Raw genomic sequence first — 14016 nt, 5'->3', positions numbered from 1 at the left:
AAACAACTGGCTGGCCTCGTGCCTGAAACGCCGCGGCTTCGGCGTTGATGTACCGGAACTGCGCATCCCTCTCTGGGTGGGCCGCTCCCTCCAGCATCTTCTTTGTCGCTTGGAGGCTGTACCCAAGCTCGCCGAGCAACTCACCCACCTTATGCTGGCTCACGGTGAAACCCTGTGCCTGAAGCTCCGCCGCAAGAGCGCGGGTGCTCTTGCACGTCCAGCGCAGCGGCGACTCCGGGTCGCCCCGAGTGACAGGGTCCACCAGTGCGTCGAGCGCCTTCATGATGCCAGGTTGCCGTTCTTGAATCCGCTTCGGGCCTGCTCCACTCCGGCGCACCTTCACCAGGTCTGCGGGCGGCTTCTTCGCTCGCGCATCCTTCATCCCCAAGAGGACTGTCGTGCGAGACAGGTGCGTCGCCCTCGCCACGAGTTCCCGGCCGCCGCGCCCTGCTGCGAGTGCCTCAGCGCCGGCCCAGATTCGCAACTGCCGCTCGTCCAGAACCTTGCTCATCAGCTTGTACCTCTTCGCGACCTCTTCCTCGGTGACCATCGACACCTTCGAGCACGCCTCAGCCTATTTGTCGATCCCCTGCCAATCGGTCGCGTTATAAAATCTCAGGCCCCAAGCTACCCAATGGCGTCTATGGGTACGTGCTGCCCGAAAACGTATGGACTCTTGTTCTGCCTAATGACACCTGGACACGGACCACGCGAATCTATCGGTCGAAGAGGTTCCCCGGTTTTTTCGAGGTCTTCAAAACCAACGACTCCTGGAGCGTTGCTGGATTCGTCTCAGGAGATGATCTGCGTGCACTCGAAACACAAGAGGGCAACAGAAGGATCTCTTTGCATGAACTCCCCTGGGAGGAGGCTCCAAATGCTGTCCTTGTTGGGGCGTCACGTATTGCCAACGTAGACCCGTCACGGCGATTTCGAGAAGGGTACATCATCGAAATCGACCTGCGCTCACCTCAGCCACAGAAGCAATCGAGTACAGCGAGGTGAAGGCCCACAGTCGAACCCAAGGCACACGAAGGCAAGTGTTCTTGTGTGTCTTGGGTTCGCGAACGCTCAAACGTAGCTGAGGGCTAATCCCAGTCGTCTCTACGATGCGTCACGCTTTAGGTCCCCCGGCATCGACAAGCCCAGTCTCCAACGCTATGGCGAGAGAGGTGCCCGCAAGCTGGGAGCGATGCATCCGCCGCCCGTGAGCTTGATGGTCGGCCCTCCACCACGCGCCGCCCACGAGCCGGACGCCGCGTGCGGTACACGGACGCCCCCAGCAGTACGCGCAACGCTCGCGGCTCAAGGCGTCACCCCCAGCGAGCGCCGCAACTCCAACCGCACGGCCTCACCGGCAGGCGTCCAGGCGGTGTCCTGGTCCTCCAACGCCGCCACGGCCTCCAGCGCCGCGCGCCGCACCACCGCCGCCGCTTTGAGCCGGTGAGCCAGAAGCTTATTGCGGATGCGCAGCGCGCCGAGCCTCCTCCACTACCACCGGGCGCTTCCTTGCCACTGCTGCCGCTTGATGCGCTCGCGTCCCCAGCGCCACGCCAGCCGCTGCCGGTCATCCCGAAGCGTGGACACCTCCGCGTTCCGGTCCAGCTCCGCTCGCCGCGCCCGCTCGGCTTCGTACTCCGCGCTCTCCGTGACCCGCCTCAACTGGCCCTTGAGGTCGGCCACCTCCTGGAGCATCGCCGCATCCCGCGCCGCCTCGCACGCGGCCAGCTCGCCGCGCACGTCCACGAACGCATCCACGACCGACAGCACCGCGCGGCAGGCCACCGACTCCAGCCGCAGCCGCCGCCCATCCCGCGCCGCATGCTCCAGCGCCCCGCGAAACGTCACGCCCAGCAGCCGGTTCACAACCGCATGTGCCGAGTCCGCCTCGGAATGGCCCTCGCTTCGCTCGGGGACGCACGACGACACATCGAAGACGCCACCAGCAAGGGAAACAACCTGCTCTGCCAGCTCCGGACTCTGCCCGGCCAACTCCTCTACGCACTGGCTCAGCAGACGTGCAGCACGCTCCAGCTTCCGAAGGGTATTTCCAGGGGTGCTACCCATTGCATCAGGTGGGTCCGCGTCTCGCCCCAATCGGCGAGCGCGCGCACCAGCACGGCCTCGTTCTCGGGCGCCGACTGCGCCTGATGGTTCAGCCAGGCCGCACCGGTGGCATCGAAGCAGTCGTCGTCCTGGGCCAACACGTCATCGAGGAGATGCTCCGTGGTTCAAGGCGCGGGCTGACGCTTGCGCAGGCTGTGCAGCGCGGCCAGCCACAAGCGGGCCTCCTTCCGCGTCAGCCGGGAGCGCCGCAGCGGCGCGAACAAGTCCCGCACCGCCGTGCGGCCCGGCTGGGCGTCCACCAGGAAGCCTCCCGTCGTGAGGACGGACTCCAGCGTGGACTCCACCAGCGCGAGCTCCGAGTCCGTGGCCGCCGCGGGCAGCGGGCCGGGCGGCGTGGCGGCGGCCTCCAGCAGCGCCACGCGGACCTCGTAGGCGTACAGCAGCACGGCCTGCGCCAGGTTGATGGAGGGCTGCTCGGGCGCGGTCGGCACGGCGGACAGGTCATGCACGCGCTCCACCTCCGCGTTGGTGAGCCCGCTGCGCTCATCCCCGAAGACGAGCGCCACGGGCCCCTGGGGCGCCCGGGCCACCAGCTCCTCGCCCACCGCGCGCGGGGGAAGCCGGCGCTTGCCTTCGACCTTGCGCGAGCTGGTCCCCACCACCCAGACACAGTCCGCCACGGCCGCTTCCAGCGTGTCCGCGCGCCGCGCCGCGTCCAGCACGTCCCCGGCGTGGACGGCGAGCCTGCGCGCCGGCTCCAGGTCCTCCACCTCCGGGCGGACCCAGACCCAATCGGACAGGCCGCAGTTCTTCAGGGCCCGGGCGGCGGCGCCCAGGTTCTCCGCGTTGCGGGGGCGCATGAGGACGAATCGGACGGGCAGCACCATGCGTGAGGCACCTTAGCGCCTTCTCGCATCGCGATGACCGCGGATGGAGGTCCCGCTGCGTCGCGGACTCCGATAGCCTGGGGGCCTCGAAAGCCTTCGCAGGCGCCCAGGGGCCACGGCCGGTGTGGCCCCCTGGACACCCTGCGGGTCCGCTGACGCGCGGGGGACGCGTCAGAACCGCGGGCGCCTGACCACAGCCCTCTCTTCCCCGGCGCGCCCTGGTCCGGCACGCCGCGTGAAGAACACGCGTCATCTCCTGGAGGAATCATGGGTTCGCAGTCCGTCGTCACGCAGCGGCCACCGTGGGCGAAGCGCTCGCGCTGGCTCCTCGCGGCCTTGTTGGTGAGTGCCACGCTCGCGGGCTGCAAGAAGGAACAGGAGTCCACCGAGTCGCCCGCGACGCAGCCCCCGTCGCCCGTCGCCGCGCAGCCCGGGGACTCGGGGACGGCCGCGGCGCCGGCGCCTCCCGCGCCGGAGGCGCTGACGCCCGTCATCCGCGCGGTCTCCACCGGTGACGTGCTGCCCCAGGAGCTCGTCATCGAGTTCCCGCGGGAGGTGCGCCCCAACGACGGCTCGGTGACGAAGGACACCGTCGTCACCATCACCCCGGACGTGCCGGGCAGCCTCTCCTGGTCCTCCCTGTCCACGCTGACCTTCACGCCGTCGGGCGCGGGCTTCGCCTTCGACACGAAGTACGCCGTCTCGGTGTCGTCGGTGGGGTTGGACTCGGGCGTGGTGAAGCCGCCCGCGGCGGGGGACTGGTCCCATGCGTTCACCACGCCGCCCTTCCAGTTCGTCCGGATGGTGCCGCGTCAGCTCGACACGGTGAAGGGCCGCGTGGAGGTGGAGGCCGTCTTCTCCGGCCCCGTGGACATCGCCGCCCTGCGCTCGCGGGCGAGCTTCCGGGTGGGCGGGCAGGCGGTGGGCGACGTGAAGTGGCGCACCCTGCCCACCACGCGCAACGTCGTCAGCGCACAGCTGACCAGCGGGCTGCTCAAGCAGGGCCGCACGGTGGACTTCAGCCTCCAGGCGGGACTGCCCGCCGCGTCGCGGGCGAAGGCCACGGCCCCCGCCGCGCGCGGCGCGTTCGAGCTGCGCGCCGGCAAGCGCATGGACATCACCCGCGTGTCCGTGGAGCAGGGCAGCACCGGGTTCTACCTCGAGGTGAGCTGCCGGGACGTGGACGGCGCCGCGCCGCCCTCTCCGCGCGAGACGGAAGGGTATGACCCGTACTACTGGGACCACCGCAACAAGGGCTGCACGCTGGATGACGGCGTCGCCGCGGAGGCCATTCACCTGACGCCCGCCGTCAAGGTCTCCGTCGCGCCGTCGCGCCGCGGCTTCCGCATCTTCGGTGACTTCAAGCGCGGCTCCTACGCGCTGCGCATCGACGCGGGCACGACCTCGGTGGGCGGCGGCATGTTGCTGGCCACCTTCGAGGACGCCTTCGCCGTCCCCGCGCGCTCGCCGCAGCTGTCCTTCGCGACCACCGGCCGCTACCTGCCGCGCGGCGCGTGGCGCAACCTGCCGCTGCAGCACCTCAACCTGGACTCGGTGGAGCTCACCGTCCGCCACGTGCCGCCGGAGAACCTCGTCTTCTGGATGAGCGACGACCACCGCGAGCGCGCCGACGAGCGCACCTCCAACGTGGTGGCGAAGCGGACGCTGGCGCTCAAGTCGCCCCCGGACACGCTGGCGACCACCTATGTGGACGTGGCCAGCCTGGTGCCGGCGACCACGAAGGGCCTGGTGGAAATCACCGCGAAGCAGAGCCACCACGTGGCGGCGAGCCGCATCCTCCTCACCAACCTGAGCCTGGTGGCCAAGCGCGGTGAGGCCGAGCCGGGCTCCAACGGCGCCGGTGAGGTCTGGGTGTGGGCGCTGGGCATCGAGAGCACCGAGCCGCTGTCGGGCGTGGAGGTCTCCCTGGTGAAGAAGAGCGGCGAGTCGGTGGCCCGCTGCACCACGGTGGCGGCGGATGGCTGCCGGCTCCAGGTGCCCGCGCCCGGCATCGACGACAGCGCGCCCTTCGCGCTCATCGCCCGTGACGGCGAGGAGCTGACGTACCTCAAGTACAGCGAGCTGAAGACGGAGATCGCCAACGCGGACGTGCAAGGCGAGCCCTACCGTTCGGAGAAGGCCTACCGCGCGTCGGTGTGGTCGGACCGGGGCGTGTACCGCCCGGGCGACACGGCGCACCTCGCCGCGGTGCTGCGGGGGCAGGACGACAAGGCGCCGCCGACGGGCATGCCGGTGGAGCTGGTGGTGGTGGACCCGCGCGAGCGCGAGCTGAAGAAGGTGTCGCTGAAGACGAACGAGGCGGGCCTGGTGACGCTGGACCTGCCCTTCGAGGCGTTCCAGGACACGGGCAGCTACCGCGTGGTGCTGAAGGTGGCGGACCGCGACGTGGCCCTCTACAGCATCAGCGTGGAGGAGTTCGTCCCGGAGCGCATGAAGGTGGAGGCGCGCACCGAGCAGGCCGGCTACCTCCAGGGCGAGGAAGTCCCGGTGGGCGTGGAGGCCGCGTACCTCTTCGGCGGCTCGGCGGAGGGCAGCCCGGTGGAGCTGACGTGCCGGCTGATTCCGTCCGCCTTCAAGCCGAAGGAGAACGCGCAGTACGCCTACGGGCTGTGGCGACAGGACGGCAGCGAGCCCCGCCCCGTCACGCTGGGACAGGTGCAGGGCACGCTGGACGCGAAGGGACAGGCCGTCCTTCGTTGCCCGGCCCAGGGCGCCATGGGGGCCCTGCGGGGCGCCGGGGCGCTGAGCGCGCTGGCCAGCGTCTTCGAGTCGGGCAGCGGCCGCTCCACCCTGGGCAGCGTGACGGTGCCGGTGCACCCGGAGGCCTACTACGTGGGCCTCCAGGGCAGCACGGGCAAGGTCAAGGCCGGCAAGCCCTTCACGGTGAAGGGCGTGGTGGTGGACTGGGACGGCAAGCTGCTGGCCGCCTCGGACAAGGCGCCCAGGTCGGTGGACGTCGAGTTCCTGCGCCTGGAGGAGGAGTACGGCTCCTTCTACGACGAGAACGAGGGCTACGAGCGCTACCAGCGCTACCTGCGCCCGGTGCGCGAGGGTCGCTCCACGGTGACCGTGAAGGACGGCCACTTCTCGCTGGACGTGACGCCGGGCGCGGACGCCGCGGGCTACATCGTGCGCGCGCGCTCGGGCGGGGCCCAGACGGACCTGGAGCTGGAAGGGGAGGGCCGGTACTACTGGTGGGGTGAAGGCTCGCGCGTGGACCAGACGCCGCGCCCGCTCAAGCCCACGTCGCTGGACCTGGCGCTGCCGGCGAAGGGGCGCGTGGGGCAGGCCATCACCGTGAAGCTGAAGTCGCCCTACAAGGGCCGCATGCTCTTCACCGCGGAGACGGACCGCGTGCTCGCCTCCCACTGGGTGGCGGTGGAGCCCGGCGAGGTGACGTGGAGCTTCACGCCGTCCGCCTTCGCGCCCAACGTGTATGTGAGCGCCTTCCTGGTGAAGGACCCGCACCTGGAGTCCGCCGAGGCCTTCATGCCGGACCGCGCCTTCGGCGTGGGCAGCGTCACGCTGGAGCCGGTGGAGTACACGCAGTCGGTGACGATGAACGTGCCCAAGGAGGTGCGCTCCAACGACACCTTCACGGTGGACCTGGAGCTGGGCCCGCAGGAAGGCCCCACCTTCGCCACCATCGCGGTGGTGGACGAGGGCATCCTCTCCCTCACGCGCTTCCAGAGCCCGGACCCGCAGAAGCAGCTCTTCGCCCGGCGGGCGCTGGGCGTGGAAACCTACGAGACGCTGGGCTGGACGCTGCTGGTGCCGCCGGGAGGCGCGTCCCGCTCCACGGGTGGTGACGGCGAGGGCGGCGCGGACGGCCGCGTGCAGCCCGTCAAGCCGGTGGCGCTGTGGAGCGGCCTGCTTCCGGTGCCGGCCAACGGCAAGCTGCGCGTGCCCTTCAAGCTGCCCCAGTACCGCGGCGCGGTGCGGGTGATGGCGGTGACGGCGGGGCCGCAGCGCATCGGCCGCGCCAGCGCCCAGGTGCTGGTGCGCGACCCGCTGGTGCTCCAGACGACGCTGCCGCGCTTTCTCACGCAGCACGACGAAATCCAGGTGCCCGTCTTCGTCACCAACCTGTCCGGCAAGGCGCAGGACGTGAAGGTGACGCTCCACGCGGAGTCATTGCCGGTGCCGGGGCTGGTGATGCCCGCGGCGGCCACGTCACCGCTTCAGCTCCTGGGCAAGAGCGAGGGCACGGCGCGGGTGGCGGACGGCAAGTCCCACACCTTCGTCTTCCAGGCCCGCGCGGTGCAGGCGGTGGGCGCGGCGCGGCTGTCGGTGACCGTGGAGGGCGGCGGCCATACCTCGCGGGAGTCACTGGACGTGCCGCTGTCTCCGGCGGGCCCGCGCGAGCGCCGGGTGCAGCAGCTTGAGCTGGCGCAGGGGACGACGGACGTGTCGCGGTACCTCCAGGGCTGGGTGCCCACGACGGAGCGCTCCACGCTGTGGGTGACGGCCAACCCGTACGCGCGCTCGCTGCAGCACCTCTCGTACCTGGTGCAATACCCCTACGGCTGCGTGGAGCAGACGACGTCCTCCACCCGGCCGCTGCTGTACGTGTCCGAGCTGGTGAACGACGTGGACCCCACGCTGACCCGGGGTGCGTCCGTGGGTGACATGGTGCTGGCGGGCATCAACCGCGTCCTGTCCATGCAGACGCCGTCGGGCGGCTTCGGCTACTGGCCGGGCGCCACGGAGCCGGTGGGCTGGGGCTCGGCGTATGCCACGCACATGCTGCTGGACGCGCAGAAGCTGAAGTACCCCGTGCCGCAGGACCGGCTGAGCGACGCCCTCACGTGGATGTCCACCGAGCTGAACAAGCTCGAGGGCCGCCAGGGCCGCGACGCCATGTACACGGACAGCGCGGAGGCCTACATGCACTACGTCCTCTCCGTGGCCGGCAAGGGCCGCAAGGCGCGCGTGCAGAAGATGGTGGACGCGCTGGCGGCGCGGGCGCAGAAGCAGGCGCTCACGGGCGAGGAGCAGGAGCGGGACTACATGCTCAAGGCCTCGCTGTGGCTGGCGGGCGACCGGCGCTACGAGAAGGAGCTGCGCAACCCCGACTTGTCGCCCGTCACCGACGAGCGGAAGAACGACTGGTCCTTCTATTCGGACCGGCGCCGCCGCGGCTTCATGCTGAGCACCTTCCAGGACTTGTTCGGCAAGGACGCGGCGGGCGAGCCGCTGGCGCGCATGGTGGCCGAGTCCCTCCAGGCGCACCACAGCAGCTGGTACACGACGCAGGAGTTGGTGTGGGGCATCACCGGCCTGGGCAAGCGGCTGCAGGGCACGTCCACCCGGTTCTCCGCGCCCGTGCTCAAGGCGGACGGCAAGGTGCTGACGCCGGTGCAGGACAAGACGGTGCGCTCGTCGGACCGGACGTGGGCGCTGGCCCGCGCCAGCGAGCGGCAGGGGCTCCAACTGGAGGTGACGTCCAAGGACGAGGGGCGGCTGTACCTCGTGCTCAGCAGCGAGGGCGTGCGCTCGGACAGCAAGCCCCGCACGGGCGGCGACGGCCTGGCGCTCACCCGCACCTGGCGCAAGCTGGACGGCACGGAGCTGGCCATGGGGCAGGCCCCGGTGGCGCTGGCGGACCTCGTCTACGTGGAGCTGGAAATCCGCAACACCACGGCCGAGCGCGTGCAGAACATCGCCCTGGTGGACCGGCTGCCGGCGGGCTGGGAAATCGAGAACGCGCGCCTGGGCCGGGGCGGCGCCACCGACTGGGTGGACCCGGCGTCGTTGTGGTCCGCGGACTACGTGAACATCCGCGATGACCGGATGGAGGTGTTCGGCAGCCTGGGGCCTCGCGAGTCGAAGAAGGTCGTCTACGCGGTGCGCGCGGTGACGGCGGGTGCCTTCACGCTGCCGTCGGCGGAGGCGGAGGCCATGTATGACCCGCGCCTGTGGGCGCGTGAGCCGGGCCGGACGGTTCAGGTGTCCGGGCCGTGGAAGGACAACCTGCTGTAGCGCGCGGCGCGGGGAGACGCTCCTAGCCGAGCGTCTCCCACAGCGCGTCGAACGCGCGGCTGAAGGGCTGCACCAGCCGCGCGTCGTCGGACACCAGGACGTTCTCGTGGTTGTACTCGGCGGCCGAGCGCGTCCAGTTGTAGCTGCCCGTCACCAGCCGCAGCCGGTCGAACACGGCGAACTTGTGGTGCATGTGCGCGGACGTTCTGTCCAGGCGGACGGGGATGCCGGCGTCCCCCAGCCGCTCCATGTCGGAGCCCGGGTCCATGGCCTTGTCATCGTCACTCACCATCCGCAGCCGCACGCCGCGCCGGTGGGCCTCCAGCAGCGCGCGGGTGATGCGGTCATCCGTCACCGTGAAGACGCAGACGTCGATGGAACCGCGCGCCGACTGGATTTGCTGGACGATGGCGTTGAGCGGGCCCTCGCCCGGAGAGAAGTGCGCCTCCATGCGCGACGTCTGCTCGGGCTCGGGGGCGTGCAGCGCCTGCACCGTCTCCTCCAGCCAGGAGATGACCTCCCGGGAGCGCGCGTCCTTCATCGACGCTCGCGCCAGGGCGAAGGCCCGGGAGCGGAAGAGGGTGAGCAGGGCCTCGCCTGCCCGCCGCTCCGCCAGGACGGCCTGCAAGGCCTGCCGCTCGGTGGGTGTGAGCCGCCGGTCGTCCAGGATGGACGTCAGGATGGCGTCGATTTCAAAGGCATTCATCGCGCGTAGCATATGCCAGGGATTCATCGCCTCATGAGCCGTGCCCGTCGAATCATCCGGAAGCTGTTGCCCGCGGGCCTGGGGTTGTTGGGCCTCGCCGTGGCCGCGTGGGTGGCGGCCTGGCGCGTGCCCCTGCCGGCCCGGCTCTTCGCGCCCGCGTCGGTGGTGATGGAGTACCGGGACGGCACGCCGGCCCATGTCTTCCTGGCCCCGGACGAGCGCTGGCGCATCCCCACGCAGGTGGAGCGCGTGGACCCGGACTATGTCCAGGCCCTGCTGGCGCTGGAGGACAAGCGCTTCTTCCACCACCCGGGCGTGGACCCGCTGGCGGTGCTGCGCGCGGCGGCACGCAACCTGTCCACGGGGCGGCGGGTGTCGGGCGCCTCGACCTTGACGATGCAACTGGTCCGCGTGCTGGAGCCGCGGCCCCGCACCTTCACGTCGAAGGTCATCGAGGCCTTCCGGGCGATGCAGTTGGAGGCGCGGCTGTCCAAGCAGGAGGTGCTCGCGGCCTATCTCCAGTTCGTGCCGTATGGGCGCAACGTGGAGGGCGTGGAGGCGGCCGCGCTGGCGTACTTCGGCCACACCGCGACGAACCTGAGCCCCGCGGAGATATCCACGCTGCTGGCGGTGCCGCAGAACCCGAACCGGCGCTTCCCCACGGCGCGGAACACGTCCCGGCTGAAGTCGGCGCGGGACGGCGTGGCGCGCAGGCTGCTGGACGTGGACGCGCTTCCCCGAGGGCCCGAGGCGGCCCGTGTGTCGGCGCGGACGGTGCTGCGCGAGGTGCGCGACACGCCGGTGCCCACGGACCTGACGCCCTTCCCCCGCGAGGCGCCGCACGTGGCGGTGTGGCTGCGCACGCAGCGGCCGGAGCAGGCCCGGCTGCGCACCACGCTGGAGGCCGGCACGCAGCGGATGGTGGAGCGGTTGATGCGGGACGCGTCGCTGGGATTGGCGCCGCGGGGCATCCACAACGGGACGGCGGTGGTGGTGGACCGGCAGCAGGCGGAGGTGCTCGCGCTGGTGGGCAACTTCGACTTCTTCGACCCGCGGCACGGCGGGCAGATTATCGGCTTCGCCACGCCACGCTCGCCGGGCTCGGCGCTCAAGCCCCTGCTGTATGCCATGGGCATCGACCTGGGGATGGTGGGGCCGGAGCAGCTGGTGGCGGACGTGCCCACGGCCTACGGCGGCTATGCGCCGCGCAACTTCGACGGCCGCTTCCAGGGGCTGGTGCGCCTGGAGTACGCGCTGTCCCAGTCGCTCAACATGCCCTTCGTGCGGCTCCTGGAGCGCGTGGGCGTGGAGCGCTTCCTGGGCGCCCTGCAAGCGGCGGGGGTCACCAGCCTGGTGCAGGAGCCCGGTTACTACGGCCTGTCCGCGGCGGTGGGTGGCATCGAGTTGACGCCGCTGGAGCTCGCGGGCGTCTACGTCGCGCTCGCGGGGGATGGGCGCGCGCCGCCCCTGCGGCTCCTCTTGGACGAGGAGGCGGGCGAGCCGGTGGAGGTGCTGTCCCCTGGCGCCGCCTGGCTGACGCGCCAGGCGCTGTCGCTGAAGGACCGGCCGGACTTCCCGGCGCGCCGGCGGCTGACGGGCATGCCGGCGCGCGTGCACTGGAAGACGGGCACCAGCTTCGGCCACCGCGACGCGTGGGCGGCGGGCTCGGGGCCCCGGCACACGGCGGTCGTCTGGCTGGGGAACTTCGACCACACGCCCAGCGTGCACCTGGTGGGCGCGGACGCGGCGGGGCCGGTGCTGTTCGACATCCTGGAGGGCGTGGGCCCGCGCGGCCTCAACCTTCCGGACGAGCGCGTGAATCCACCGAATGACCTGGCCGTGGTGGAGGTCTGCGCCTATTCGGGGCACCTGCCAACGGACGCCTGCGTGCAGCGCAAGCACGTCTACGCGCGGCGCTCGGCGGTGCCCACCGCGCGCTGCCCGTACCACCAGCACGTGGAGGTGGACGTGGCCACGGGGCTGTCGGTGGGCCCCATGTGCCGGACGGGGCGGAAGACGCAGACGCGGGTGTACGTGACGTGGCCGGCCACCATCCGCCGCTGGCTGGAGGAGCAGCACCGGCGCCTGCCGGAGCCGCCCGCCGCCGCGCCCGGCTGCGAACCGGGAGGCGCGCGCGCGGCCCCGTCCATCGTCTCCCCCGCGCCGGGACAGGTGGCCGTGCTGATTCCCGGCGTCCCGGCTTCGCAACAGGAGGTGCCGCTGGAGGCGGAGGCCTCACACGAGCGGGCGCTGACGTGGTTCGTGGACGGGGCCCTGCTGGGGACGGCGCGCGCCGATGAGCGCGTGTGGTGGACGCCGTCCGTGGGCTCCCACGAGATTCTCGTCACCGATGACCGGGGACTGAGCGCGAAGCGGACGCTGGAGGTCCGCATGCGGCCCTGAGACACGCGCGCGGCGCCCCCGGAGTCCAGGAGCGCCGCGCGCAGGTGAGGCGCGCCTCCGCGCTCAGCGCACTTCCCAGCCCCGCGCGCCGCGTTCGTAGCGCCTGCCCGCGCCCAGGTCGCCGTAGAAGAGCAGGTCCTTCACGCCCACCACGGAGCGCCCGTCGAAGAGGCCAATCTCTCCGTTGACGGGCATCTGGATGCCCAGCTGCGCGGCGCTGAGGCGGACGCGCTGCCCCGGGGCCACCGTCAGCTCCGGCAGCACCGCGCCGATGGGCGCGCGCACCTGGGTGGGCAGGTGGCTGGGGCTCTGCGCCAGGCTGATGCGCAGCTGCGTCGTCAGCACCATGCCCGCCAGGGAGAGGGGCGCCGAGGTGCGGTTGCCCACCTCCACCCAGCCCTCGCGCGGGTGGACGGCCTCCAGCACCAGCGTGGGCCGCTGCTCCGCGAGCCGCTCCAGCTCCTTGAAGATGAAGCCGCGGCGCTCGCGCACGTAGCGCTTCAGGTAGGCGCGGCCCGCGGAGAAGCGGCCGTAGTCCATGAAGGGGTCGTCACGCATGTGCGGGTCGATGAGCGCATGGAGCTGGTCGATGTGCGCGTCCATCACCTCGCTGGTGAAGAGCTCCTCCATCGCCTTGTCCAGCCGCGCCTCCAGCCGCTCGCGCAGCACGGGGTTCATCACCACGCGGGTGGCCAGGTTGGAGAACACCGGCAGGTAGCCGGGGTACGAGGCCGTCTCCAGCTTGCGCTGCTCGTACATCTTCGCCACCCAGGCGTCGGTGAGGGTGAAGCTGAACAGCGGGTGGCGCATGTTGCTGGTGCTCTGGCTCATGTCCTCCACGCTGATGGGGTACCACCAGCGCGAGTCCACGTTGTTGAGGTCCCACGGGACGTAGGACCACTTCGCCACCGCGCGGTCGTAGATGAAGTAGCTCTCCGAGTCCTCCACGTAGTTGTTGGACATCAGCGCGTCCATCACCATGGCGCGCAGGTAGTGCTCCAGCTCGAAGCGCTTCTCCAGCTCGCTGACGAGCTGGGGCTCGGGCGTGTGGTTGATGGCGCCTACCATCTCCCAGAGCTTGTCGTCCGGCTGGGACTCGTTCGTCTTCTTCGCCCAGTCACCCTGGTACGGCACCTTCACCATCTTGAATTCGCAGTCCTTCCAGCCGCACCGGTAGATGGTTGCATCCGTGTCGGCGTAGGCGTGCGCTCGCAGGAAGGCCTTGTTCACCTGCTCGATTTCCAGGAACACGCCCTGGTACACGCCGTTGACGTCGAGCCGCACCAGCGTGCCCTTCGACGCGGGGACGCGCATGGCCTCCAGCAGGTCGAAGGCGAGCTTCTCCGCCAGCAGCGTCGCGTCTGCGTACTCGGCCACGAGGTTGAGTGACGTCCGCCCCTCGAAGCGCACGCCGTCCTCGAAGCTCACGTTCCAGCTCTTCTTCGGGAAGAAGCGCGCGGAGGCGCCCCGCAGGCGCACCTGCACGCGGTACGTCGTCCCGTTCGCCTTGAAGAGGCCGTCCTGCTCCGGTGTCCAAGGGTCCGCCTCGAACATCCGCATCGTCTCTTCGGGGATGATGAGCTCGTACTGCGGCACCGACGTCTGCACCGGCGGCATCGCGAAGGGCCGCTCTGTCTCCGGCACGGGCGGAGGCGGCTCGGGAGGCGGCTCCACCGGCGGCGGGTCGACAGGAGGCGGGTCCACGGGCGGCGGTGGCTGCGTCGGCGGCGGCTCCTCCTCGCCAGGCGGAAGTCGTGGATTCTCCACGCTCGGAGGGTCCTGGAGGGATGGGGGCCGCTCCGCCTGGGTTCCATCACAAGCCCACAGGCTCAGCAGCGGCAGGCACAGCAGCAATCGAGAAGGAGTCATCAACCCCGGCGCAAAGCAACGGTTGTGCCCGCCCCCAGGGCCACCCTTTGGTGAGGAGCGAACGCTTGAAGGGGCGCGCAG

At 70.7% G+C, this 14016-nt stretch carries 8 protein-coding genes; 2 read left to right on the top strand and 6 right to left on the bottom strand.

Annotated elements, in window-relative coordinates; translation table 11 throughout:
• The 4 genes from G4D87_RS04730 to G4D87_RS04715 all read right to left on the bottom strand — a co-directional run.
• Positions 1-550, bottom strand: a 550-nt coding sequence (locus G4D87_RS04730; protein WP_443192650.1) for an ISAzo13-like element transposase-related protein, incomplete at its 3' end; no start/stop codon positions are given.
• 941 nt (positions 551-1491) lie between these two features.
• On the bottom strand, positions 1492-1848 hold the full coding sequence (locus G4D87_RS04725) for a hypothetical protein (protein WP_163779382.1): 357 nt from the start codon (positions 1846-1848) through the stop codon (positions 1492-1494).
• A 161-nt stretch (positions 1849-2009) separates the two neighbouring features.
• On the bottom strand, positions 2010-2207 hold the full coding sequence (locus G4D87_RS04720) for a hypothetical protein (protein ID WP_163779380.1): 198 nt from the start codon (positions 2205-2207) through the stop codon (positions 2010-2012).
• A gap of 24 nt (positions 2208-2231) precedes the next feature.
• The gene (locus tag G4D87_RS04715) at positions 2232-2954 is read right to left on the bottom strand and encodes an RNA methyltransferase (RefSeq protein ID WP_163779377.1); all 723 of its coding nucleotides are present in this window, start codon (positions 2952-2954) and stop codon (positions 2232-2234) included.
• Between the two features lie 267 nt (positions 2955-3221).
• Between G4D87_RS04715 and G4D87_RS04710 the strand changes: the two genes are divergently transcribed.
• Complete coding sequence (locus G4D87_RS04710) at positions 3222-8957, top strand: alpha-2-macroglobulin family protein (protein WP_163779375.1); 5736 nt, start codon at positions 3222-3224, stop codon at positions 8955-8957.
• A gap of 22 nt (positions 8958-8979) precedes the next feature.
• Here G4D87_RS04710 and G4D87_RS04705 read toward each other — a convergent pair whose 3' ends face one another.
• The gene (locus tag G4D87_RS04705; RefSeq protein ID WP_163779373.1) at positions 8980-9663 is read right to left on the bottom strand and encodes a phospholipase D-like domain-containing protein; all 684 of its coding nucleotides are present in this window, start codon (positions 9661-9663) and stop codon (positions 8980-8982) included.
• 33 nt (positions 9664-9696) lie between these two features.
• On the opposite strand from G4D87_RS04705, the gene pbpC reads away from it, so the two are divergent.
• On the top strand, positions 9697-12066 hold the full coding sequence (gene pbpC, locus G4D87_RS04700; RefSeq protein ID WP_205507421.1) for a penicillin-binding protein 1C: 2370 nt from the start codon (positions 9697-9699) through the stop codon (positions 12064-12066).
• 63 nt (positions 12067-12129) lie between these two features.
• Here the strand turns inward: pbpC and G4D87_RS04695 are convergent, their stop codons facing one another.
• Positions 12130-13938, bottom strand: coding sequence for a CotH kinase family protein (locus tag G4D87_RS04695; protein WP_163779369.1), 1809 nt, complete (start codon positions 13936-13938; stop codon positions 12130-12132).
• Positions 13939-14016 lie beyond the last annotated feature (78 nt).

The sequence above is a fragment of the Myxococcus vastator genome (genome assembly GCF_010894475.1).
Lineage (GTDB): Bacteria > Myxococcota > Myxococcia > Myxococcales > Myxococcaceae > Myxococcus > Myxococcus vastator.
The sequence above is the reverse complement of the archived record's forward strand: the minus strand, read 5'-3'. Positions and strand labels throughout refer to the sequence as shown.